The sequence below is a fragment of the Paenibacillus sp. FSL H8-0168 genome (genome assembly GCF_038592955.1).
Lineage (GTDB): Bacteria > Bacillota > Bacilli > Paenibacillales > Paenibacillaceae > Paenibacillus > Paenibacillus polymyxa_B.
This window is the reverse complement of sequence record NZ_CP151948.1, coordinates 3,777,856-3,801,315: the sequence shown is the minus strand read 5'-3', so window position 1 is coordinate 3,801,315 and position 23,460 is coordinate 3,777,856. Positions and strand designations below refer to the sequence as shown.

Sequence of the window (23,460 nt, the reverse complement as noted above, 5' to 3'; positions counted from 1 at the left end):
ATGCCGAAAAATACAGAACTTAAAAAAATACTTGTGATCGGTTCCGGTCCTATCGTCATTGGTCAGGCAGCAGAATTTGATTACGCTGGTACACAAGCTTGTCAAGCGCTCAAAGAAGAAGGCGTCGAGGTAGTACTGATCAACAGTAATCCGGCAACCATCATGACAGACACCAACATGGCAGACAAAGTATACATCGAGCCGATTACACTTGATTTTGTAACACAGATTATCCGTCAAGAGCGTCCAGATGGGCTGCTTCCTACGCTGGGAGGACAGACAGGTCTGAATATGGCAGTGGAACTGGCTCGCGCCGGAGTGCTGGAGCGTGAAAACGTCAAGCTACTGGGAACTCAACTGAATTCGATAGAAAAAGCCGAAGATCGTGATCTGTTCCGTGATTTGATGCGCGAGTTGGAACAACCTGTACCGGAGAGTGTAATTGTAACAACCTTGGAAGAATCATTAGAATTTGCTAACGAAATCGGTTATCCAATTATCGTTCGCCCGGCTTATACGCTAGGGGGAACAGGCGGTGGTATCTGCTCCACAGAAGAAGAACTGCGTGAAACCGTCAGCTCTGGGTTGAGATACAGTCCAATCGGACAATGTTTGGTGGAGAAGAGTATTGCAGGTATGAAGGAAGTCGAATATGAGGTCATGCGTGACGGCAATGATAACTGCATCGTTGTCTGTAATATGGAGAACTTTGATCCAGTCGGCGTGCATACTGGCGACAGTATCGTCGTAGCTCCGAGTCAGACGCTGTCAGATCGCGAATACCAGATGCTGCGTTCCGCTTCTCTGAAAATTATCCGGGCCCTCAATATCGAAGGCGGCTGTAATGTACAGTTTGCGCTTGATCCGCACAGCTATCAATACTATGTAATTGAAGTAAACCCGCGCGTAAGTCGCTCCTCGGCGCTGGCTTCCAAGGCAACCGGATATCCAATTGCTAAAATGGCTGCCAAAATTGCACTGGGCTACACGTTGGATGAAATTGTGAATCCGGTAACGGGACAAACGTATGCTTGCTTTGAGCCAACACTGGATTACATCGTGAGCAAAATACCACGCTGGCCATTTGACAAATTCATTTCTGCCAACCGCAAGCTGGGCACGCAAATGAAAGCAACGGGTGAAGTCATGGCCATCGGACGCACATTCGAAGAGTCCATCCATAAAGCGGTACGGTCGTTGGAAATCGGTGTACACCGTCTGCATCTTAAGGGAGCCGAACAGCTGTCTGATGATGTGCTCAAGGATCGCCTGATTAAAGCAGATGATGAGCGGTTGTTCTTGGTAGCCGAGGCGTTCCGTCGCGGCTGGCAGCAGCAGGAGATTCAAGATTTGACGAAAATTGACTGGTGGTTCCTCGATAAGGTAGAGGGAATCGTCAAGTTCGAAGCCATCATCGCTGGAGAATCTGAGCTCACCTACGAAACACTCTATCAGGCCAAACGTAAAGGTTTTACCGACCGCTCTATCGCCGAGATTCGCAGTATGGGCCAAAACGACAGTATGACAACCGAGCGTGAGGTACGTGAATTCCGTCTAGCTCAAAACCTGCGTCCGGTCTACAAAATGGTAGATACGTGCGCAGCCGAGTTTGAAGCCACAACTCCGTACTACTACTCCTCTTACGAGGTGGAAAATGAAGTGATTCCATCTAGCAAAGAGAAAGTTATCGTACTCGGCTCTGGACCGATTCGGATCGGGCAAGGGATTGAATTTGATTACTCCACCGTACATGCGGTATGGGCTATTCAAAAAGCGGGCTACGAAGCAGTGATTATCAATAACAACCCGGAGACGGTATCTACGGACTTTAACACATCCGATCGCCTCTACTTTGAACCGCTCTTCTTCGAAGATGTAATGAATGTCATCGAGCAGGAAAAACCGATTGGGGTTATCGTCCAGTTCGGTGGTCAAACGGCCATTAATCTCGCAGCTCCGCTGAGTGCGGCAGGCGTGAATATTTTGGGCACAAGTCTGGAAAGTATCGATGAAGCGGAAGACCGGAAAAAGTTCGAGCAACTTTTGTCTCGTCTGGCTATCGCACAGCCTAAAGGCAACACGGTCACATCGGTAGATGAAGCAGTAGGAACCGCACAGGCGCTAGGCTATCCGGTCCTGGTACGTCCATCCTACGTTCTGGGCGGGCGCGCTATGGAAATCGTGTACTCAGATACGGAATTGCTGCGGTACATGGAAGAAGCGGTTAAAATCAATCCAGAGCATCCGGTGCTCATCGACCGTTATATGTTGGGTAAAGAAGTTGAGGTCGACGCCATCTGCGACGGCGAGACAGTACTGGTACCAGGCATTATGGAGCATGTAGAACGGGCCGGGGTTCACTCAGGTGACTCGATCGCGGTGTATCCACCACAGCACTTGTCCGCCGAGCTGAAACAAAAAATTGTGGAAATTACAATCAGCATCGCCAAAGAATTAAAAACGATCGGTCTGGTAAATATCCAGTTTGTCATTCATCAAGACCAGGTGTACGTGATCGAGGTTAATCCTCGTTCCTCGCGGACGGTTCCTTTCTTGAGTAAAGTAACAAATATCCCGATGGCGAATCTGGCCACACAGGCTATTTTGGGCGGTAAGCTTAAAGATGCAGGTTATTCAGAAGGTCTATGGCCTGAAAGTAATTATGTCTCGGTTAAGGTTCCGGTATTCTCCTTTGCCAAACTGCGCCGTGTAGAGCCAACGCTGGGTCCAGAAATGAAATCGACAGGTGAAGTCATGGGACGCGATATTCAGTATGCCAAAGCACTGTACAAAGGACTTGTGGGGGCTGGCATGAAAATTCCATCCACTGGAGCAATCATCATTACAGTGGCAGATAAGGACAAAGAAGAAGCTGTCGAGTTGATGCAGGGCTTTTACAGACTGGGCTATAAAATTATTGCAACAGGTGGAACGGCGGCTGCTATGAAGCAGGCCAATATTCCGGTGAACACGATCAACAAGCTGAGCGAAGGGAACCCGAATATCCTGGATATGATCCGTACGGGTGAAGCCAACTTTGTCTTCAATACGCTGACCAAAGGCAAAACGCCAGAGCGTGATGGATTCCGTATCCGCCGCGAAGCAGTTGAGAATGGCATTGTCTGCATGACCTCACTGGATACAGTACGCGCTTTGCTAAGAATGCTGGAAACGATCAATTTCACATCCGAATCCATGCCAGTCCTGAGCAACTAATGCGTTATGAATAGATGTGAGGAAATAAGTAGCACAGGGAAGGACATTCATCAGCTTCGGCTGACGGATGTCCTTTATCACGGGCAAATGTACCCGAATTGACGTGAAAAGGGGATGTAGAACGGTGAATGGAGCAATTCAGCAGATGGCAGGACGGCTGATGGTTGCGTTAGATTATCCCAATGCACAACAGGCTGAGCAGTTAATTCGTCAGCTAGAGGGGATTCCCTGTTATATAAAAGTAGGTATGCAACTGTTTTATAGTGCAGGACCAGCTTTTGTAGAACAGCTAAAGTCCAGAGGATACTCCGTATTTCTGGATTTGAAAATGCATGATATCCCTAACACGGTGCGGGGAGGGGCAGAGAGCATTACCCGCCTAGGTGTGGATATGTTCAACGTACATGCTGCTGGGGGCGTTAATATGATGTCAGCCGCTAAAGCTGGTGCAGAAGCAGCTATTTCGGCAGACAGCTCGCTTTCCATGCCGCTCATTATTGCAGTCACACAGCTGACCAGCACGGATCAGACGACCATGAATAAGGAGTTAGGTATTCCTGGTACGGTACAGGATGCAGTGGTTCGTTACGCACAACTGACCCGTGAGGCGGGACTGGATGGTGTGGTAGCATCCCCTTTGGAAGTGCCTGCCATTCGTGCTGTATGTGGATCAGAATTTAAGACGATAACCCCTGGCATACGCCCGGCAGGTAGTGCTACAGGCGATCAATCGCGTGTGCTTACACCTGGGCAAGCCATTGCCCAGGGCAGCAGCTACATTGTCGTTGGACGTCCTATCACCGCAGCAGTAGACCCACGCGCCGCAGCGGAACACATTATTAAGGAGATGATACAAGTATGACTACATTGAATAGTATACCCGAGCAAATTGCATCCCATCTGTTACGTATTCAGGCGGTGGCATTGCGCCCACAACAGCCTTTTACATGGACATCCGGCATTAAATCGCCAATCTACTGCGACAATCGCCTGACCATGTCCTATCCGGAGGTGCGCGAGCTGATCGCAGACTCCTTTGCTGCCCTCATTCGTGAGCAATATCCCGAAACCGAAGTCATTGCAGGGACAGCTACAGCAGGTATTCCTCATGCGGCCTGGGTGGCGCAAAAGCTAAATCTGCCAATGGCCTATGTAAGGGACAAAGCCAAAGGACATGGGAAAGAGAACCAAATTGAAGGCCGCATCAGCGCAGGACAAAAGGTTATGGTCATCGAGGATCTCATTTCTACAGGAGGCAGCTCCATTAAAGCAGCGCAGGCTGTAGCACAAGCAGGCGCTCAGCCGTTAGCGGTACTAGCTATTTTCAGCTACCAGCTAGACAAAGCGACTCAAGCTTTTGAAGAAGCAGGTGTGGAGCTGCAAAGCTTGTCCAATTATACAGCTCTGATGAATGTTGCCTTGCGTGAAGGAACCATTCAGGAAGAAGAGATGGAACTGCTGCGTTCTTGGCGTCAGGACCCGGCTTCCTTTGGCAAATAAGATGGGCTATAGGGGACAACAGAGCTAATGATTAGAACGATTCGTACTCGTTGCTAACTATTGTAGATTGTTATGGCTCGGGCCGTGTAAATCGAATTCGATCCGGTTACACTAACTCCTACCATCATGTGAAAAGAGGGAGCTCGGATGTATTGGATTTACTATGGCAGACTGTACACGACTAAATTTCAGGCAGGATGTCTGGCAAAAAGGTTGGAGCACGACGGCTGGATGTATGGCTACAATGATCCCCGCGCAGTGGAGGTGTACCGCTCGCGCAAAGGTCGTTATGGTGTCCGATTTATTCCGTAAGTCCACAAAAATAATTTTATAAAAGAAAATTTTCGAAAGACTATTGACGAAACACAAGAAAATGTTGTATATTAATTAACGTTGCTGTTATGAATGTGTAACGTGAATATACAAATTTTTTTGAGGGCCCTTAGCTCAGTTGGTTAGAGCGGTCGGCTCATAACCGATTGGTCGGGGGTTCGAGTCCCTCAGGGCCCATTTCCTCAAAAACCCTTGCGTAGCAAGGGTTTTTTTTGTTGTTTATAGAGGGTGAGAAAATGGAGGGAAGTAGCATTTATAAGGGGGCGATTATAATCCATCCCACGAGTACAGTCTCCGTCTCTTTCAAGACCTCTTGAAAGCCTAATTTTTCGTGGACAATCAACCCAAACTTTGAAGTCATATTTGTCTTCTAGTTCCTTCCGGATGGAATATACTCCTTCGATTATGACAATGCCGCCAGCAGGAACAGTATGCCATTCCGATAACTTATCGGTTTCCCAATCATACCTTTGATAACGGACAGCTTTCAGAAATCGTTTTGCTGATCGTTATATCGTCTTTTCGATGCCTGATTTGACTATATTGTATGGGCGGAAGAGTCTATATTGCGGGTAGAATGACGGGATAGGGAGTAGAAGGTTATTATGCCTACAGGAGATGGGAAGCGCTACTTTAGAAAAAATTAGGGACTAGTGTCAGAAGAAAATAAAGTATTAGTTGGTCAGGCACAAGAATTTGACCCTATTGCCGATAGTGGACATGAACAAGTCCTTATAGCCGTTGACTACACAGAGAATCTATTCCGCTACTCTGGAGAGTGGGACGGGGTAACAGGTCTTCAGTATATGCGCAACCGCTGGTATGATCAAACAAAAGGATACCTTTCTCCAAATAGCTTTACGGAATACTCAGAAACTGCCCGGGTAAAATGGTACGGATAAGATGATGTATTAGAAATATTTATATCTGAATTTTTGGATATTAAAGCTAACTTATTCCCTGTGTTTTTACCAAGGCACAACTCCATTTTCATCAAAAAAGCTACCAGTTGGACCATCATTATTGATTGTGGCAAGCTTAACTACACTGGAAGCTGCTTGTTCGACTGTGCGATAGCCACTATTACCATTTAAATCGGTAGCTGTAAATCCAGGGCAAACCGAGTTGATTTTAATAGGAGTATCTCTTAATTCTTTAGCAAAGAAAACAGTTAAAGCATTTACAGCCGTTTTGGAACTATTGTAGGCGAGCGAATTCACATTATAAAATTCCGACGTTGGGTCTGAATTCAAAGTTAAGGAACCTAATCCGCTGGAAAGATTTACGATTCTTCCGGCAGAAGATTTTTTGAGCAATGGAAGTATTGCTTTAGTGACAGAAAATACGCCGAAAACGTTTGTCTCATAGGTATTCTTGAGAACGGACAGTTCCAGTTCACTTGGAGGTGTGTTGCCTTCAAAAAACACGCCTGCATTATTAATCAAGATATCAAGGTATCCATATTCTTGTTCAATCCATTCTACTGCGGAGAGAACGGTGCTGGGGTTTGTGACATCAAGAACCACCGTTTTAGCTTTAATGTTCTCCGTTTCTAAAAACGTTACGGCCTCATGTCCTTTTTCTTCGCTTCTTGCTCCTATTAAAATCTCATACCCCATGTTTCCCAATTGTCTTGCTGTCTCAAAACCAATACCTTTGTTGCCACCTGTAATTAATACGATCTTGGATTTATTCATAAAATTGCCTCCCTAATCTATTTTCTAAAACCTGTACCTACGAAAATGTATTTAATTCTTATATTTGTCACTGCTATTTAGATTCTCTCATTGTAATCGAGACATATCTCCTTTCATTTCTGATATAGTTAATATAGTGGAAATGATTGATATTTGTAAGTACGCACATTTTTGTAACTTAATGAATGGAGTGGCAATATGGGATATGGATTAAAAGAATATGGCGATTGCAGTGAAGAGGTTATAAGGGCCTGCCCTGTTGAAATGGTTTTACATATAATAGGAGGAAAATGGAAGGGAATCATTATCGACATTTTATCCGAAAAATCGGTCAGATTTAATGAACTTAAACGATTAATACCAGGGATTTCACAACGAATGCTGACTTTACAACTCAGGGAACTCGAGGCGGATGGAATTGTGAAGAGGATAGTAGATGACACTGTGCCACCCAAAGTAGAATACTTCCTCACTGAACAAGGAAATAAATTGTCGAGTATCATCGATTCTATAAGAGTATGGGGAAAAGAGTTTCTATCCTAAGTCTGCGATCGGGAAGTCTTAGTGGATAGCCGTATACTTACTCTCTGCCGATAGATATGACGAACCAAAGAAGAATCTCTTTGAAGCTGGTGCTTTATATTTGTTTCAATGAATGCGGATGAAATTAATATGTAAGATGCGAACTGAATTCCAGTGCGCAAATCACCAAGAGATATGCGGCTGAAAATATCGTCGGAAAACAAATCGTAGGCGTCGTCAATTTTCCATCGCGCCGCATAGCGGGATTCAATTCGGAAGTTTTGGTTCTGGGCGGACTGCCTGAACAGGGAGATGTCGTGCTGTTGAAGCCGGATTTCGATCTACCCAACGGAACGCAAATCAGATAATAAAGGCAAAACCCACCGTGCAAGGCGACAGCCTTACGGTGGGTTTTAATTTCTTAAATAACCCTGTATGATTTGTTATTACCACCCTTTCTTGTTCTCAATTATACAGTAATTGGAATTGTTCGTTCTTATATGGACTCTTTAGAAATTTTCATATTTGAGCTAACGGGGAACGTTAGTTCAATGAAATAGCGACAGTCTAGGACTTTATTTTCTCGTCCTTGGCTGTCGCTGTTCCAATTTTTAAGGTCAGTCTAAAACTTATTTTATGAAGTCTGGGGGGGAACAATTCGAAAAGTCGCATGGAATACGGACACCCAGTCTAGTACTATATTTTCTTTTGACAACTAGTGAGTTTACTTTTAGATCTAAAAGAGGACTCCACTGACTGAAAGCTGGTGTGAGTCCCAGTGTATTTCCTTAGATGACTTTAAAAGTGAGCTTTTCAATAGAGATGATTAACTAAGGCAGCTGTCCTGCTCCGAGGTACTTATTCTTTAAAGTACTCCATGAATACGTCGCTATAGCTAAATCCCATCCTCCCTCAGGTTTGTACTTTTTCCAATATTGTTTAACGGTTCCTTTTTTATCAACTTGTACACCCTGATCGCCCATAATGGAAAGTTTATTAAATAATGTACCGTTTTTATATTGATAAGCATAAAACTGTGTATTTGATGGTCCATATTCAAATGTTATTGCTATGTGCTTTTCTTTTTTAGATACTTGATAAATCTGGATAGTAGGCTGTTCAAAAAATTCATCACTTATTATATTTGTGTTAATTAATACAACTGCCCCTTTAGAATTAACAAGAAAAAAATTACCCGCTTCAGTAAGTAGGAAGTATTCCTTTTTACCATCTCCATTTAAATCCGTAGATTTGCTCAGTGTTACAATTTCCCGAGGATATTTTTTCTTAAGGATTTCTTTGGCATTGATTTCTGCAGCAAATGTTGGAAATTGGAGGAAGGCAGAAACAATGATTACTGAGAAGAATACTAATATAAATTTCTTCATTTTTATGGCTCCTTATCAATTTAACTTTCAAAACACAAAATTAGTCTATCAGAACTAGGAATATTTTTCTAGGTTGGTTCATTTTGTTTAGATCAACTCCGGTAATTCACGTACAGTTGTGATACTTAAATGTAGAAGAGTGCTAAAGTAGGTACTAGGATGGGAGTGGTATTTTGAAAATAGATCAAGTTTTTGAACATGACATAAGTCAAGAGTTAGCAGCCAGTATACAAGCATTATTAATGGACAGTTTTTCAGAAATCTACCCTACGGATAGAATTTATTTCAAGCAACTTCCACATTTTAGACTTCTAGCTTTTAACCATGATTATCAACTTATAGGGCATGTTGGATTAGATTATAGGATAATGAATCTAAACGGAGAAACCATAAGAGTACTGGGTTTAATTGATTTGTGTGTTTCAAAAAATGTTCGATCACAGGGAATAGCTTCAGCACTGCTTTTAGAAATTGAAAAGTTATCCGTTACACGAAATATTGATTTTATACTTTTATTTGCTGATAATATGAACTTGTATTTAAGAAATGGATATAAGCCTGTAAAGAACAAAATTAAATGGTTAAAAATTGATAATGAAAAAATTATTACAAATGGAATAGGCTTTGAGAAAATTGATGGAATAATGATTAAAGAAGTAGGAAAGATGGATTGGAGTGAGGGAGACTTAGATTTTTTAGGGTATCTTTATTGATCTCACGAAAGTTTAGAAAAGAGGAAGTTCGAGCATTTGGCACTCAATTTGAGGAGCATTTAAATAAAACTTCACAAGAGTCGGTTAATAGAGTTCAATGAAAACTAATAAAGGGTTCCGCTGATAAAAAAGCTAATATGAGTTCTTTTCGTCTCATAAAAAAAGCACTGCCCGAATAAACGGACAGTGCTATATATACTGCTTTTATCTTAGGACACCTTAACAGTGTACACCATTCTCAATTTACCGTTACCGCCGTAAATCTCAACTCTTGCAGTCGTTGCAGTACTAGTTGTTACCACCCCGGAAGCGGAGACGGTGACATTTCCGCTCGCCACTTTATAAGTATCCCCTGGGTAATTTGACAACGCATAGGAATAATTACGTGGCAACGTAGCCGTTCTGTAGTATACTCCGTTAACTTCTACGACAGGCGTAATTACCGGAGAAGGGCCTACAGATGCGGACGCGCTAGGGACGATAATACTCCCAATAAGTCCCAGAGACATAGCTGTTGATAATAATATTTTCTTAGTTTTCATAAAAAAATCCTCCTTATGTATGATCTGAGCTCCTAAAATATACCATGTAAAGTTATGGATTTCACTTCATTCGACAAATGTTGTCAAAATAATACAACAAAACGATTCTAAAGTCCTATAAAATACAAAATAATTAAAATATAACAATTTAAGTTTTTTATTTACCATACTTTTGAACTATTCTTCATAGCTGTATAGTCTTTGATCACACGAAATAAAAAACGGACGTCAGAGTGATTTGCTCCAAGTCCGTTTTGTATTTGTATCTATTTAGTTCTTGATATCAGTTGACAAGTTGGTGTGCAAGCCTCTCATCGCTGTCTAGATTCCTTTCTACGATGCGCTGTTTTAAGGCAGACAGTTCCGCACACTGTCGAATTGCTTCCGCTACAAGCTGGGCGACCTGTTTGGCTCCTTCGTCAGAAAAATGGGTATTATCTGTTACACCAGCGGGGTAATTAGGATGCGCTTTTTCAGGCAAATGCATAAATAGCTGCTTTGACTCTTTTTCACCCATTGAACGATAAAGCTGCTGAGAAGCTTCAAAAATATCGAGCAGGGGTGTCTTGGTTTCCGCGGCTACTTTTCTCATGGCAGCAGGATAGGCTCCTACAGCCAACGGATCAGGTTCACCGTCTGCGGTGAATCGGCGGCGGCTTACAGAGGTCAATAGCACTGGAATTCCACCACGCTCCCGAGCGGACTGAATGTATTGAATTAAGTTTTGACGATACTCTCCATCAGGATCGGTATAGCGAGTAGGGTCTTCTTGTTTCTCATCGTTGTGTCCAAATTGAATAAACAGATAATCTCCAGCTTGAATATCTTTTTCAATATCAGCTAACCGGCCTTCTGCTATAAAAGATTTGGTGCTTCGTCCATTGACAGCACGATTGTCCACATGAACAGACGGTGCCAAGTAGCTTTGCAAGTGCTCGCCCCAGCCTGTCATCGGTTTTTCGGTAGCCCCTTTTTGAGCTGCAGTGGAGTCCCCAGCGATAAACAGTCGAGTTGTCATCTGTTGCCTTGCCTGAGCATATCCATGTTTTTGAAGCCAAGTTTCCGCCAGATTAAGCCATTGGTGGCATTCATGGTTGTCCTCTGACAGTCCCAATCCGTGTCGCCCTTCCTCAAATACATGCAGTTCAAACGGAATATGTTCTCTGGATAATGAAAAAGCGAACAACAGACTATTTTCTACTGGTACAGCGCCATCATTAGCTGTAGTCCACATCAAAGTTGGAGGTGTCTGTGAAGTTACTTGCTGATCGGATGAAAAGGCTTGAAGCTGCTCCAGCGTTGGCTGTTCCCCTAAAAAATGTGTACGGCTTCCGATATGTGTATGAGGCTCATGAAATGAAATTACAGGGTATCCCAACAACAGAAGATCTGGCTTTACTGTCCCTATAGTGGAGACAATGGAGGCCAAGTGACCGCCTGCAGAAAAACCGATGAGCCCCACTTGATCAGGAATGACTAGCCAGTCATGCGGTGTTTGGCGAATCCATTGCAGAGCATGTTCTACATCCTCCAACAAGGAAGTAATCTCGAAATCGCCGACTTGATACTCAAGCACACCCGCATGAATACCTAGATCATTCAACCACCGGGCTATAGGCTCTCCTTCATGTGAGGCCAAATGCTCGTAGCCACCGCCAGGTAGTACCAATATAAAAGGACGAGCTTCACGAACTGCTACGGGATATAGGGAGAGAAAAGAAGTGTCTGACGGAAATTCTTCTTTTATAATCGGTTCTTTAGGACTAACAACATGTAACATAAATAACTCCTCCAAAATTCTTTTTAACTGCCGCAAACCAAACAAAATCGACTTAAATTGGAATGATACGGATGTAAAAAATAATGCACACGTGAAAAAAATGATTTAAACCTTGTTATGAAAGCGCTATAATTTTGTTGTGATGCAAAGAGCCAGAGGGGGAGCGCAATGAAAAAAGGAAGAATGTTCTACACTATTTTTATTACGATTCTGGTTTTGGGAGTAGGATTGGTGGCCAGTTTTGGCAGCTACATTTATTTTACAACAATTAGCTCCGTTGTGGAGAGAGTTTCCAATACCAAGCAAAGCTACATGGCACAGATCAGAAATAGCCTGGAGCAGAAAATTCAAACGATTGAATATGCTTTTAATACGTATAGCACGACAAGTTCCTTTAATGATGTTGTGAAAAATCCCATTACAGAAAAAGATTTTATAGCGTATCGGAATGTGAATACTCAGCTCAATTATATTGCTACGATGGGATTAGAAGGAACGGAATATTCACTAATCAGTCTGGATCAGAATTGGAGAATCTCCAATGGTAGCCTGTCCTATTTGACGAAAACGGAACGAGAAAAGCTGATTAGTACCTATATCGACCACCAAGAGAAGGGGCTATTCTGGGTTAAAACAGATAAAGGAATTCGTTTTGTGAATACCTTGCCTGTATTCTCTAAGAAGAAGCAAGCCATTGCTTTGTCGGATATTTCGCTGCAAACGTTAAATCATACGATTCAAACCGAGGATCATATGGCTGTTTTTATTTTGAATAAACAAGGCGATTTAATGTATGAAACCCAGCCTGCTGAACAATTATTGTCCACCCAGCAGCTTCAGCACATTTCAGAAGCTACAGTGAAGCCGAACAACACAGGTATGTTAACTTTGGAGAAAACGGATCAGCAGCCTGCACGACAAGTCATTTACGCCAAATCTGCCTATAACAATTGGACTTACTTAACGGTATTGGATAAGAAAGAAATTGCGGATGCCTTTCAAACGACCAAATTTGGAATCATCATGATGGGACTTGTATTAACGCTCTTAATGGTGGTAGTGGCGTACTTCATTGCCATTTACTTTACAAAGCCATTTCAGCAAATAAAACGAAGCTTGCCTAAAAATCCTAATTTCGCTTTCAAAAATGAACCTTCTAAAAATGAAATTGAATGGATTATTAATTCCATCGACAACATTGTAACCGAGAAGGAAAGCTTGGAAAGTCTCATTCAGTCCGAAATGCCACAGTTGGAAACCCAATTGATTCTCAACCTGTTCCGCAAACGTATTTCTGCAGAGGAATTGGCACGAAAAATGCCACGCTTGGGTTATCCGCAGATCGAGAATCAAATGTATATTACCTTGTTAGTCCAACTGGATAATCTGGGAGATCGAGAGCCCTCGGATAAAGACGTTTTGCTGCTGGCTATTAACAAAATCGTAGAAGAAACGATTCCAGAGCAGCAGCGAATGCTTCCCATCATTTTGAACGATAACACTCAGGCCACCATATTAATTTTGACAGGTAAGAGCGAACAGGAAATGAGAAAGCAAGTCCTGGATGATGCGACCCTTTTGGTTCGAAATGTAAAAGAGTATTTGAATGTATCCATCAGCATCGGCATTAGTACGGCGTATGATAACTTATTAGAAAGTAAAGAAGCCTGTGAGATGAGCAAGCAAGCTTTGCATCACCGTTTAAATTTAGGCAAAGAATCAATTATTTTTTATGAAGATATTTCCATGGTCATTTCAGGTCCGGTGCTGCTTCATTATCCTACGGAATTGGAATCGAAACTGTTTGATGCCATCCGAATAGGGGACGAAGAGCAGGTATATCATACCGTGCACTCTTTATTGGAGGAAATGATGATAAAAAACAATCATTCCATGAACTTTGAAGTGCTGTTGGTACGGTTTGTGAATAACCTCATCGAATTGGAGCAGCTATTAGGGATTGAAGTGCTGCTGACGCAAGACAATCATGCCTTGTATCATCGTTTGCTGGACATCCGTAACCCGGAAGAGATAGAACGTATGCTGATAGAGCAAGTTATTTTCCCCATGGTAAAAAGCATGAAGGAGAAGACCAACCAGCAATTCCGCTGTCTCTCGGAGAAAATTGCTGCTATTATCCGTGCTGAATATGACCAGGAATTATCATTAGAACTCATTGGAGACCGACTTCATTACAATCCGAATTATTTAAGCAGTATTTTCAAAAAAGAATACGGAACGACGTTTAGTGAATATCTGATGGGCTACCGTTTACAAATGGGCAAAAAGTGGCTCGTTGAGACAGATATGACAATTAAAGAAATCGCCGAGCGACTGCAATATCATAATTCACAAAACTTTATCCGCTCTTTTCGGAAAAAGGAACAGGTTACACCGGGAGCTTACCGAAAGATGAAGCAAGCCAATTAGCCTTTTACCGCTCCTAATAAAGCTCCTTTGACAAAGTGCTTTTGCACAAATGGATATACGATTAACATCGGAACGGTCGCAATGACAATGACCGCCATCTTAATGGTCTGCGCAGGCGGGATGACATCTACAGCAGTACCTTCTGCCTGCATACCACTGGAAACGATTACAATTTGACGTAGCAAGACCTGAATCGGCCATTTGGCAGAATCATTAATATAGAGAATGGCGTGCATATACGTATTCCAGTAGGCAACAGCGTAGAATAGAGAGATGGTTGCAATAGAAGGCAGGGCTAATGGCAACATAATTTTAAAGAAGATGCCAAAATCGTTGCACCCGTCCATCTTGGCTGATTCCTCCAGATCATCTGGCAGCGCCTGAAAAAAGTTACGCATGATAATCAGGTTAAACGCGTTAATGGCCACGGGAAGAATCAAGGACCAATACGAATTGATAAGCCCCATGCTTTTTACAACGAGGAATGTCGGAATCATCCCCCCACTAAACAACATAGAAAACACGACAATGAAGTTAATCGTATTGCGGCCGAGTAGATATCTTCGGGATAATCCATAAGCCATAAAAGCAGTAAATATCATACTTACAACTGTACCGACGACCGTTACTCCGACCGAAACCCCGAGACCTCTAAAAATGGTGGGAGTCGACAGAATATAGCGGTAGGCATCCAAGGAAAAAGTAACTGGGAATAAAATGAACTTCTTGGCTATCACTTCTTCGGTTGAGGCAAAAGAGCTGGCGATGATATTCAAAAAAGGTAAGAGACAAGTGAGGGCAATGAGAATCAATAGTGTACTGTTTACAATGTTGAAAATACGGCTGCCTAGCGATTCTTTTTTTCGTAATTTTTGTTTTCGTAATGGCTCTGTCAATGTGGTTGACCTCCTCGTAATCGTTTACATGTCAACCTTATCAAGAGGAAAGAATTCCGTATATAATCAAATCTTGAGGTGTTCTCTAATCATGGAAATAAGCGAATGCTCATTAGGTTGTGTAGTAATCATTAGCTAAGGTGATAAGGTTGAAAAGTAGGCTGTACACCCAGTTTTGTAAACGCTATCATTTGATGATTATATGCGGAATGCCGAAAATCGCATACTCTTGAAAACGTATACAGGAACGTTTGAAGGAGGTCGAACTAATGAAAGTTTCAAGTGTCCCCGCACCAAACATGAAAATGAAAAAGAACAAAAGAACGACGGAAAGCCTTTTACGAATGCAGAAACACAAGTTGCTCTATTTAATGGTTTTGCCCGGACTGGTGTACTTCATTATTTTTAAGTATTTTCCTATGGGGGGATTGGTGATTGCATTTCAGGATTATCAAGCTTTTCAGGGAATCACGGGCAGTCCATGGGTAGGAATGAAGCATTTTATTCGTTTGTTTACCGAGCCTACGTTTTTTATGCTGCTTCGCAATACGCTGGTTTTGTTCGCATTGAACATTGTAATCTTTTTTCCATTGCCCATCATTTTGGCACTCATGCTGAACGAGGTTAGGAAGATGTTTTTTAAGAACATTATTCAAACCATCATCTACATCCCGCACTTTATGTCATGGGTTATTATTGTTTCGATTTCTTATGTATTCCTAACTGTAGACGGTGGGGTGCTGAACGAAATGATTGCCGCGCTGGGCGGTGAGAAGATCAGCTTCTTAACTTCTCCGCAATGGCTGCGAACCGTCTACATCGGGCAAGTGATTTGGAAGGAACTCGGCTGGTCTACCATCATTTATCTATCTGCGATTACAGTGGTAGATACGCAATTGTATGAGGCAGCAGAGATGGACGGAGCTGGACGCCTGAGAAAGACATGGCACGTTACCTTGCCTGCGATCCGCCCAGTCATTATTACATTGTTAATTTTGAAGATCGGTAGCACGTTGGATTTGGGCTTTGAGCATATGTATCTGTTATTGAACTCATTAAACCGCGAGGTTGCCGAAATCTTTGACACCTACATTTATACTGCGGGCTTAAAGAATGGACAATTAAGTTTCAGTACGACGGTAGGACTTTTTAAAGGTGTAGTAGGTTTAATCCTGATTATGGGCTCCAATCGACTGGCCAAGAAATTTGGTGAAGACGGCGTTTATTAATGACGACGGGAAGGATGCAAAATGGTACGGTTTGTAGAAAACATGAACAAATGGTGCATGCGCCTGCTGCGCCTGGTCTACCTTAATTTGCTTTGGACGGTTGCGACGATTCTAGGCTTGGGTTTTATAGGTGTCGGACCTGCGACCGTTGCTATGCTTAGTATTTTAAGGCAGTGGATTCGGGGCAATGAGGAAGTCGCCATTTTCTCGACGTTTGTACGTTACTTTAGAGAAAGCTTTAAAGAAGCAGCAATTATTGGCGGGCTTTACAGCCTTGTGGGTTACGTGCTCTACGTGGATATAGTCAACGTCTCGTCCTGGTATGTTCGTGTGGTGACGCTTATTGGAGCCTTTTTGTATCTCATCTCTTTGGCCTACATTTTCCCGCTGCTGGTTCACTATGATTGGAAAGGTATCAGACTGAAGGTCAAAATGTCGATAGTGATTGGATTTTCGTATTTACAATATACGCTTGTTCTTTTTGTAGCCATTGTCGTGCTTTTTGCATTGATTCTAGGCTTGTACCCAGGAATTCTAACTTTTGCCGGAGCAAGTATTATGGGTTATCTCGTGATGTGGATGACGCATCAGGTGTTCAGCAAAATAGAGCGAGAGGTTCTGGTGAAAGAGGAAGATATGGCATAAATATATAAACAGAAGAGGAGCAAACACAATGAAAAAGGGAATCACGACGAAAAAGGGAGTATCAGGCCTTCTTGCTGTACTAATGGTCATGAGTGTTTTTTTAGCTGCTTGCGGTGACAAGGGAGCTGAGGATCAAAGCGGCCAAACCTATGATCCGAAGTCCAAACTGGAATTTACCTGGTTAAACGTATTGCATACAGCTTCTCCGCCTACAGAAACGATCAAAAGCAAAATTGAAGAATACACCAATTCTAAAATCACGTTCAATTGGGTGCCTGACGCTTCCAAAGAAGAGAGAATCACTACTGCGCTTGCATCCGGCGAATTGGCCGATATGGTGACGCTGACGATGATGACAAATTCTTCAGTACGAAGCTCTTTGAAATCAGGGCTATTCTGGGATGTAGGAAAGTATTTGGATGATTATGAAAATTTGAAGAAGATCCCGCCTGAAGTTCGGGAAGCCGCATCCATTGAAGGGGTACTGTATGGCGTTCCGTTCCAGAAGAATCTGGCTCGGGCGGGTCTGGTCATTCGTCAGGATTGGCTGGATCGCTTAGGACTGAAGGTGCCGACGACACTGGATGAGTTGTATGAAGTTGCGAGAGCGTTTACAGAAGATGATCCGGATGGAAATGGAAAAAATGATACGACTGGGTTTGTTGACAGATCGGATCTACGCTATAGCAGCTTCAAAACTTTAAGTTCCTACTTTGGCACACCTAATGGCTGGAAAGTAGATGAAAGCGGAAAGTTTACGCCAGAATTTGATACTCCTCAATATTTGGAGACCTTAAAGTATTCCAATAAATTATACAAAAATGGATATCTCTCTAAAGACTTTGCTGTAACCGCTAAAACGGATCAGCAGCAACAATTTGCCCAAGGTAAAGCAGGTATTTATACGGGCATGATCGATATCTCTAACCTCAGAACCTTGTCCCAAGGCCTACAAAAGGGACTGAAGCTGGTACCGGTTAACAAGATTTCGAATGGAGATGGCAAATACCACGTATGGTCTGAAGGAAGCGGGGTAGGAGGTTTGCTGGCATTTCCAAAATCCGAAGTAAAAACAGAAGCTGAGTTGAAGAGACTGCTGCAATTTGTAGATGATTTAATTGACAAAGATGTATATATGTATATGACCGGTGGTATTGAAGGCACTCATTATAAAATCGAAAAAGATGGAGCCTTCAAAATTACGAATACAGATTTGTGGCAAGCAGATGTTCAGCCGTTTTCAAGCTCCAGACCAAGTGAAGTGACCTATAACTTAAAAGATGCCAATCCAGAAAAGGAACTGGCTAATGAATTAGTCCGTGAAAATAATGAATTTGCTGTTCTGGACCCGACCGTGCCACTGGATTCAGTCACTGCTAATGAGCAAGGAACAGAGCTGGAGAAAATCATTACCGATGCCTCCTTCAAATTTATTATGGGTGAGCTTGACGAAGCCGGATTTAAAGCAGCCGTAGAAAACTGGAAAAACTCCGGTGGATCACGAATTACTGCTGAGTATGAGGAAGCGTATAAGAAAACGAAAAAATAATAGCTGAGCATGGCTGTTGCCCCCAGACTCCTTGAATGATTTCTTGGATGTTGAAATCCGGGGGCAGCTTATGCTTTCCCAATACAGAATGGATCTAACATTCACAAAATATAAAGACAGGAGAGAACGAAATGCAATTGTATAACATTGTAGATTATGGAGCAGTTCAGGATGGCACGACGCTGGCTACGGGAGCGATTGGGGCTGCGATTGAAGCGGCCAGCAATGCTGGAGGAGGAACCGTTTTTGTACCGTCTGGGACGTATCTGACAGGAGCTATCTTTCTAAAAAGTAACATTGAGCTGCATGTAAGCCCTGGCGCAACTCTGTCCTTCAGTACGGAAATGGCTGATTACCCTATAGTAGAATCCAGATGGGAAGGCGTTCAGCGAGAAGTACATGCGTCATGCATTTATGGACAGAACCTTGAGAATATTTCAGTTACAGGTAGCGGAACGCTGGACGGAAATGGTCAACCGTGGTGGGAAAAGCACCGGAATCATCCAGAGGAGTTACAATATCCGAGACCCAAATTAATCAGCTTTGACCGTTGTCAGCGGGTTACCATTAAAGATGTTATGTTAAAAAATTCCCCCAGTTGGACTGTAAACCCCATCGCTTGCTATAACGTTACGATTGATAATTTGTCCATTCTTAACCCGGTGGACTCCCCCAATACGGATGGCATTAATCCTGAATCCTGTTCCAATGTTCGTATTAGCAACTGCAATATAGATGTGGGCGATGACTGTATTGCGATCAAAGCAGGAACCGAAGATACACAAGAGCGAATTCCCTGTGAAAATATTACGATCACCAACTGTACGATGGTGCATGGACATGGCGCAGTCGTACTGGGAAGCGAAATGAGTGGTGACATTCGTAATGTTACGATCAGCAATTGCGTGTTCAAGCAAACGGATCGGGGCATACGTCTGAAATCCAGACGAGGACGTGGCGGAACCATCGAGGATATTCGCGTCAGCAACATTGTGATGGAAGATGTAATTTGTCCATTTATTCTGAATCTTTATTATTTCTGCGGCCCTCGGGGCAAAGACAAATATGTGTGGGACAAAAATCCCTATCCGATTACCGACGAAACCCCATGCTTTAGACGAATCCATTTTTCCGATATTACGGCACGACAGGTTCATGCGGCTGCTGGATTCTTATATGGACTTGCAGAACAATATATTGCTGAAATTACATTTTCCAATATTGATATTTCTATGGCTAAAAATGCAATTCCCGGTCGTCCGGCCATGATGACAGGGATAGAAGATATGAACAACCGTGGTTTTTATCTAGGTAACGTGAAGGATATTCGTTTTCAACATGTGACGATTGAGAATCATGAAGGTCCTGCCTTTTACATTGAAAATGGAGAAGACGTTGAAATCAATCGCTGTCATTCAAAGAATACAGCTCAGCCCGAAAAGCTGATAGAACAAGTAACGATACAACCTTCTGAACGAAATAAGATGAATTAGGAGGGCATGAAAGGAGGTATAACGTGGATAAGTTGCAAGCATTGTTGGGAGACCTTCCGGCTGATCGCCCTGTAACGGTAACTCTGCTGAATCAAGAAGAGCGCGAGGGATACCGACTGGAGTGTCTCCTGCTCGACTTGAACGGGATCGAGTCTGTACCCGCTTATGTAGCTACACCCTTACAAGGGAACCGTCCGTTCCCATTGGTCGTTTTTAACCATTCGCATGGAGGCAATTATACGAACGGGCGCAAGGAACTGATCCATAGCAGTTCTTACTTGCAGCAGCCCTCGTTTGCTACCACCTTGACAGACATGGGGTACTGCGTATGCTGTATTGACATGTGGGGCTTTAATGAACGTGGAGGCAAAACCGAGAGCGAGCTGGTAAAAGAAATGCTCTGGCAGGGCCAAGTGCTGTGGGGCATGATGCTGTATGATAACCGTCGTTTGGTGGATTATATGTGCCAGCGTGAAGATATTGATGCTTCCCGTATCGCAACAATCGGTATGTCGATGGGCGGACTCATGGCATGGTGGATGGCTGCGTTAGATGAACGGATACAGGTTACGGTTGATATCTGTGGACAGGTAGATGCCCATACGCTAATCGCCAAAAGGGGGTTGGATCATCATGGTTTCTATTCCTATGTCCCCGGCTTGCTGAAGCATTTTACCACCTTGGATATTCAAAAGCGGATCGTACCTCGTCCAAGGATGAGTATAACAGGTCAAAATGATCGGATGTGTCCTATTGAAGGAGTCGAGCATTTGGCAAAAGGGCTGCTGGAAGCTTACCAGGAGGCAGGTCACCCTGAGCATTGGCAGCCTGTGATTGCGGGCGGTGGACATATGGAGACGTTGGAAATGCGAACGGCGTGGCAGTTATTTTTAGCTGAACACCTGTAAATCAAATGAAGGGATCGGGGTAACCATGCTAGTTGGAAAAGAATCCTTTTGTGATTTCCATACGATTCAGGAGGCGATTGCTGTATTGGAGCAGTCGGATTCCAACGAAATGGAAACGCTAACTATTTTATCAGGTACTTATGAGGAAGAGGTACGAATTTACCGTTCATATCTTCATATTATAGGCATCGGACAGGTAGAGATTCGAATGGATCGGTATGCCAAGGAGCGGGATGAAGCGGGTGAGGAAATAGGGACCTTTGCGACACCTACTTTATTTTTAGGTGGTAGCCATCTGATCTTGGAAAATCTCACGATTTCCAACACGGCAGGACAGGGAGAAGCCATTGGGCAGGCCGTTGCGGTATACGCTCATTGTGATGAAACGGTCTTTAGAAACTGTACCTTTAAAGGGCACCAGGATACTTTATTTACAGGCCCTCTACCTCCTGCACCGAAAGAACGACTCCAGTTTGGTGGAATTCATTTGAAGAAGCATCATAGGCACTGTCGGCAGCTCTACCAGCATTGTTATATAGAGGGGACGGTGGACTTTATTTTTGGTGGGGCTACCGCGTATTTTGAAGATTGCGAGATTCGCAGTTTACGCCATCATGACAACCAAACGAGCTACGTCACAGCGGCCTCTACGCCGCAAGGACAAGCGTATGGTTATGTATTCAACCATTGCTACTTAACCGCAGAAGCTGATATTACCCCGGTTTTTTTGGGGCGTCCGTGGCGGGAGTATGCCAAGACCGTATTTGTCGATTGTAAAATGGGCGATCATATTGACCCACGTGGCTGGGACAATTGGAACAATGTTGCGAACGAGAAAACCGTCTGTTATCAGGAATATAACGGACCCGATGAAGTTGCTGCGTTACGTAAGCAGCGTGTTCCGTGGGCGGATTGTTTTGAAGCGGGAACAGAAGCATGGAGCAAGGAACAGGTTTTTGCTGAAGTTACATTTTGGAAGTAAGGAGAAGTGAGGTCTCATGATGATCCAAAATCCCATATTAAAAGGCTTTAATCCCGATCCGTGTATTACACGAGTCGAGGATACTTACTATATTGTGGTGTCATCGTTTGAGTGGCTGCCTGGAGTGCGGGTGTACCAGTCCAAAGATTTGGCCCATTGGGAGCACTGCACAGATATTTTGACCGATCAGGTTGACTTAAGAGGAAACCCGAAAAATTGCAGCATTTGGGCACCGCAGCTTAGCTATGCAGATGACCTTTTTTATCTGCTCTATACGGATGTGAAAAGCACCAAGCGTCCGTTCAAGGACGTTCATAATTTTGTGATGACGGCGCCTACGATCCAAGGACCTTGGTCGGAACCCGTCTATCTTAACAGTAGCGGATTTGATCCGTCTTTATTTCATGACGAGGACGGACGCAAATGGCTGTTGAACGCATTGTGGGATTACCGCATGTTGGAAAGTAATAAATCTTCCGGCATAGTCATGCAGGAGTATGACAGCAAGCAACAACAGCTCATTGGCGAGCCTGTTAAAATCTTTGATTGTACTCCTTTGAAGAAAACAGAAGCGCCTCACATCTATAAGCAAAATGGATATTACTATCTTGTTACAGCGGAAGGTGGAACGGGTACGGGGCATGCCGTTACCGTAGCACGGTCGAAGCAGATATCCGGGCCATATGAAGTAGACCCGCACAACCCCATGCTTACGTCACGTGATCGACTGGATTTCCCGTTACAATGTGCAGGACATGGCAGTCTTGTACAAACACCGGACGGCGAATGGTACATGGCTCATTTATGCACACGTCCAGTAGAGGGGAAATATGCCATTTTAGGACGGGAAACAGCTTTGCAGCAAGTGTATTGGAATGATGAAGGCTGGCTGCGATTAACCGCTGGGGGCCATACACCTCAATTGGAAGTGCCCGCACCTCAAGGGAAGTTCTCGGTTAAACAAGAGCAGCAGGGTTATATTTTCGAGGATTTTTTCGAGGGACCCACATTAGATAAAACGTGGAACACATTGCGTATCCTGGCGGATGATAGCTGGTGTTCATTAAGCCAGCGCCCAGGCTACCTTCGCATTCTGGCTGGAGAATCCATTCAAAGCCTGTTTCAGCATCACGTGCTTGCCATTCGGCAAACGGATCATCATTTCCGGGTAGAAACAGCATTGGAGTATCAGCCAACAAGCTATTTGCAAATGGCGGGGCTTCTACTGTACCTTAATGAAGAAGATTATTTGTACGCCTATATTAGCTATGAGGAGGGACAAGGGAAGGTGCTGCGCATGATGCGATGTGAAGCCAACACATTTACCTTAGTTCCCCAAGCGATTACGCTTCAGGACGATCTTCCTATACATTTAGCTGTGGAAGTCCATGCATCCCACGGGCAATTTTATTATGGAGTCGGAGACAAACCTGCTTGGAAGCGGCTTTTTGAAATGCAGGATATCAGCTTTTTATCCGGTGGTTTTACAGGGAATTTTGTAGGTATTGCTGCTCATGATATGCAACAATTTCAAGGAAGCTACGCTGATTTTTCTCATTTCTTATATCATGGTAAGGATCATCTTTCCTCATGAAAATATGATAACGATGATGTTGAAAGCACCTTAATGGGTGCTT

The 23,460-nt window shown here is 43.5% G+C and carries 20 protein-coding genes, 1 tRNA gene and 2 pseudogenes; 17 read left to right on the top strand and 6 right to left on the bottom strand.

Annotated features, from left to right (window positions below):
• From carB to MHI21_RS16705, 5 genes are all read left to right on the top strand, one after another.
• On the top strand, positions 1 to 3,216 hold the full coding sequence (gene carB / locus MHI21_RS16725) for a carbamoyl-phosphate synthase large subunit (RefSeq protein WP_342418559.1): 3,216 nt from the start codon (positions 1 to 3) through the stop codon (positions 3,214 to 3,216).
• Positions 3,217 to 3,283: 67 nt separating this feature from the next.
• On the top strand, positions 3,284 to 4,078 hold the full coding sequence (pyrF, locus tag MHI21_RS16720; RefSeq protein ID WP_342418558.1) for an orotidine-5'-phosphate decarboxylase: 795 nt from the start codon (positions 3,284 to 3,286) through the stop codon (positions 4,076 to 4,078).
• Complete coding sequence (gene pyrE, locus MHI21_RS16715) at positions 4,075 to 4,716, top strand: orotate phosphoribosyltransferase (RefSeq protein WP_250260947.1); 642 nt, start codon at positions 4,075 to 4,077, stop codon at positions 4,714 to 4,716. Before pyrF ends, pyrE begins: the two co-directional genes overlap by 4 nt.
• A gap of 147 nt (positions 4,717 to 4,863) precedes the next feature.
• Complete coding sequence (locus tag MHI21_RS16710; protein ID WP_014282411.1) at positions 4,864 to 5,028, top strand: hypothetical protein; 165 nt, start codon at positions 4,864 to 4,866, stop codon at positions 5,026 to 5,028.
• Positions 5,029 to 5,152: 124 nt separating this feature from the next.
• Positions 5,153 to 5,226: transfer RNA gene (locus tag MHI21_RS16705), tRNA-Ile, on the top strand.
• A 5-nt stretch (positions 5,227 to 5,231) separates the two neighbouring features.
• Here the strand turns inward: MHI21_RS16705 and MHI21_RS16700 are convergent.
• Positions 5,232 to 5,525, bottom strand: a pseudogene (locus MHI21_RS16700) (uridine kinase); the annotation flags it as partial.
• Positions 5,526 to 5,702: 177 nt separating this feature from the next.
• On the opposite strand from MHI21_RS16700, the gene MHI21_RS16695 reads away from it, so the two are divergent.
• Positions 5,703 to 5,951, top strand: coding sequence for a hypothetical protein (locus MHI21_RS16695; RefSeq protein ID WP_342418557.1), 249 nt, complete (start codon positions 5,703 to 5,705; stop codon positions 5,949 to 5,951).
• 66 nt (positions 5,952 to 6,017) lie between these two features.
• Here MHI21_RS16695 and MHI21_RS16690 read toward each other — a convergent pair whose 3' ends face one another.
• Positions 6,018 to 6,746 (bottom strand): SDR family oxidoreductase, encoded by a 729-nt coding sequence (locus tag MHI21_RS16690; protein ID WP_311081374.1) that lies wholly within the window; start codon positions 6,744 to 6,746, stop codon positions 6,018 to 6,020.
• A 198-nt stretch (positions 6,747 to 6,944) separates the two neighbouring features.
• Here MHI21_RS16690 and MHI21_RS16685 point away from each other — a divergent pair, with 198 nt between their 5' ends.
• Both MHI21_RS16685 and MHI21_RS16680 read left to right on the top strand, forming a co-directional pair.
• Positions 6,945 to 7,289, top strand: a complete 345-nt coding sequence (locus MHI21_RS16685) for a helix-turn-helix domain-containing protein (protein ID WP_342418556.1) — start codon at positions 6,945 to 6,947, stop codon at positions 7,287 to 7,289.
• A gap of 149 nt (positions 7,290 to 7,438) precedes the next feature.
• Positions 7,439 to 7,636: pseudogene (locus tag MHI21_RS16680) on the top strand (tRNA-binding protein); the annotation flags it as partial.
• 462 nt (positions 7,637 to 8,098) lie between these two features.
• On the opposite strand, the gene MHI21_RS16675 reads toward MHI21_RS16680, so the two are convergent.
• Positions 8,099 to 8,656: a hypothetical protein gene (locus tag MHI21_RS16675; RefSeq protein WP_342418555.1), complete on the bottom strand. Its 558-nt coding sequence runs from the start codon at positions 8,654 to 8,656 to the stop codon at positions 8,099 to 8,101.
• 173 nt (positions 8,657 to 8,829) lie between these two features.
• Here MHI21_RS16675 and MHI21_RS16670 point away from each other — a divergent pair, with 173 nt between their 5' ends.
• Positions 8,830 to 9,369: a GNAT family N-acetyltransferase gene (locus MHI21_RS16670; RefSeq protein WP_023989422.1), complete on the top strand. Its 540-nt coding sequence runs from the start codon at positions 8,830 to 8,832 to the stop codon at positions 9,367 to 9,369.
• 209 nt (positions 9,370 to 9,578) lie between these two features.
• Here MHI21_RS16670 and MHI21_RS16665 read toward each other — a convergent pair whose 3' ends face one another.
• Positions 9,579 to 9,911 carry a hypothetical protein gene (locus tag MHI21_RS16665; RefSeq protein WP_028540495.1) on the bottom strand — a complete coding sequence of 111 codons (333 nt, stop codon included), beginning with the start codon at positions 9,909 to 9,911 and terminating at the stop codon, positions 9,579 to 9,581.
• A 283-nt stretch (positions 9,912 to 10,194) separates the two neighbouring features.
• Positions 10,195 to 11,691 (bottom strand): GDSL-type esterase/lipase family protein, encoded by a 1,497-nt coding sequence (locus MHI21_RS16660; RefSeq protein ID WP_342418554.1) that lies wholly within the window; start codon positions 11,689 to 11,691, stop codon positions 10,195 to 10,197.
• A 168-nt stretch (positions 11,692 to 11,859) separates the two neighbouring features.
• Between MHI21_RS16660 and MHI21_RS16655 the strand changes: the two genes are divergently transcribed.
• Positions 11,860 to 14,121: a helix-turn-helix domain-containing protein gene (locus tag MHI21_RS16655; RefSeq protein ID WP_342418553.1), complete on the top strand. Its 2,262-nt coding sequence runs from the start codon at positions 11,860 to 11,862 to the stop codon at positions 14,119 to 14,121.
• Here the strand turns inward: MHI21_RS16655 and MHI21_RS16650 are convergent.
• Positions 14,118 to 15,017 carry a carbohydrate ABC transporter permease gene (locus MHI21_RS16650; RefSeq protein WP_342418552.1) on the bottom strand — a complete coding sequence of 300 codons (900 nt, stop codon included), beginning with the start codon at positions 15,015 to 15,017 and terminating at the stop codon, positions 14,118 to 14,120. The two genes, MHI21_RS16655 and MHI21_RS16650, sit on opposite strands and share 4 nt — an antisense overlap.
• Positions 15,018 to 15,286: 269 nt before the next feature.
• Between MHI21_RS16650 and MHI21_RS16645 the strand changes: the two genes are divergently transcribed.
• From MHI21_RS16645 to MHI21_RS16615, 7 genes are all read left to right on the top strand, one after another.
• Positions 15,287 to 16,246, top strand: coding sequence for a sugar ABC transporter permease (locus MHI21_RS16645; protein WP_023989418.1), 960 nt, complete (start codon positions 15,287 to 15,289; stop codon positions 16,244 to 16,246).
• Between the two features lie 21 nt (positions 16,247 to 16,267).
• Positions 16,268 to 16,891: a DUF624 domain-containing protein gene (locus MHI21_RS16640; RefSeq protein ID WP_134903333.1), complete on the top strand. Its 624-nt coding sequence runs from the start codon at positions 16,268 to 16,270 to the stop codon at positions 16,889 to 16,891.
• 28 nt (positions 16,892 to 16,919) lie between these two features.
• A complete protein-coding gene (locus MHI21_RS16635; protein WP_028540499.1) occupies positions 16,920 to 18,440 on the top strand; it encodes an extracellular solute-binding protein in 1,521 nt (506 codons plus the stop codon).
• 131 nt (positions 18,441 to 18,571) lie between these two features.
• Positions 18,572 to 19,933, top strand: coding sequence for a glycoside hydrolase family 28 protein (locus tag MHI21_RS16630; protein WP_342418551.1), 1,362 nt, complete (start codon positions 18,572 to 18,574; stop codon positions 19,931 to 19,933).
• A gap of 23 nt (positions 19,934 to 19,956) precedes the next feature.
• Positions 19,957 to 20,841, top strand: coding sequence for a prolyl oligopeptidase family serine peptidase (locus MHI21_RS16625; RefSeq protein ID WP_342418550.1), 885 nt, complete (start codon positions 19,957 to 19,959; stop codon positions 20,839 to 20,841).
• A 25-nt stretch (positions 20,842 to 20,866) separates the two neighbouring features.
• Positions 20,867 to 21,823, top strand: a complete 957-nt coding sequence (locus tag MHI21_RS16620) for a pectinesterase family protein (RefSeq protein ID WP_342418549.1) — start codon at positions 20,867 to 20,869, stop codon at positions 21,821 to 21,823.
• A 16-nt stretch (positions 21,824 to 21,839) separates the two neighbouring features.
• On the top strand, positions 21,840 to 23,417 hold the full coding sequence (locus MHI21_RS16615) for a glycoside hydrolase family 43 protein (protein WP_342418548.1): 1,578 nt from the start codon (positions 21,840 to 21,842) through the stop codon (positions 23,415 to 23,417).
• Positions 23,418 to 23,460 lie beyond the last annotated feature (43 nt).

Coding starts and splice junctions, on each gene's coding strand:
- MHI21_RS16685 (WP_342418556.1), top strand. CDS start 6,945: ATGGGATATGGATTAAAAGAATATGGCGATTGCAGTGAAGAGGTTATA.
- MHI21_RS16620 (WP_342418549.1), top strand. CDS start 20,867: ATGCTAGTTGGAAAAGAATCCTTTTGTGATTTCCATACGATTCAGGAG.
- carB (WP_342418559.1), top strand. CDS start 1: ATGCCGAAAAATACAGAACTTAAAAAAATACTTGTGATCGGTTCCGGT.
- MHI21_RS16640 (WP_134903333.1), top strand. CDS start 16,268: ATGGTACGGTTTGTAGAAAACATGAACAAATGGTGCATGCGCCTGCTG.
- MHI21_RS16665 (WP_028540495.1), bottom strand. CDS start 9,911: ATGAAAACTAAGAAAATATTATTATCAACAGCTATGTCTCTGGGACTT.
- MHI21_RS16630 (WP_342418551.1), top strand. CDS start 18,572: ATGCAATTGTATAACATTGTAGATTATGGAGCAGTTCAGGATGGCACG.
- pyrE (WP_250260947.1), top strand. CDS start 4,075: ATGACTACATTGAATAGTATACCCGAGCAAATTGCATCCCATCTGTTA.
- MHI21_RS16710 (WP_014282411.1), top strand. CDS start 4,864: ATGTATTGGATTTACTATGGCAGACTGTACACGACTAAATTTCAGGCA.
- MHI21_RS16655 (WP_342418553.1), top strand. CDS start 11,860: ATGAAAAAAGGAAGAATGTTCTACACTATTTTTATTACGATTCTGGTT.
- MHI21_RS16645 (WP_023989418.1), top strand. CDS start 15,287: ATGAAAGTTTCAAGTGTCCCCGCACCAAACATGAAAATGAAAAAGAAC.
- pyrF (WP_342418558.1), top strand. CDS start 3,284: ATGTCCTTTATCACGGGCAAATGTACCCGAATTGACGTGAAAAGGGGA.
- MHI21_RS16690 (WP_311081374.1), bottom strand. CDS start 6,746: ATGAATAAATCCAAGATCGTATTAATTACAGGTGGCAACAAAGGTATT.
- MHI21_RS16615 (WP_342418548.1), top strand. CDS start 21,840: ATGATGATCCAAAATCCCATATTAAAAGGCTTTAATCCCGATCCGTGT.
- MHI21_RS16660 (WP_342418554.1), bottom strand. CDS start 11,691: ATGTTACATGTTGTTAGTCCTAAAGAACCGATTATAAAAGAAGAATTT.
- MHI21_RS16675 (WP_342418555.1), bottom strand. CDS start 8,656: ATGAAGAAATTTATATTAGTATTCTTCTCAGTAATCATTGTTTCTGCC.
- MHI21_RS16635 (WP_028540499.1), top strand. CDS start 16,920: ATGAAAAAGGGAATCACGACGAAAAAGGGAGTATCAGGCCTTCTTGCT.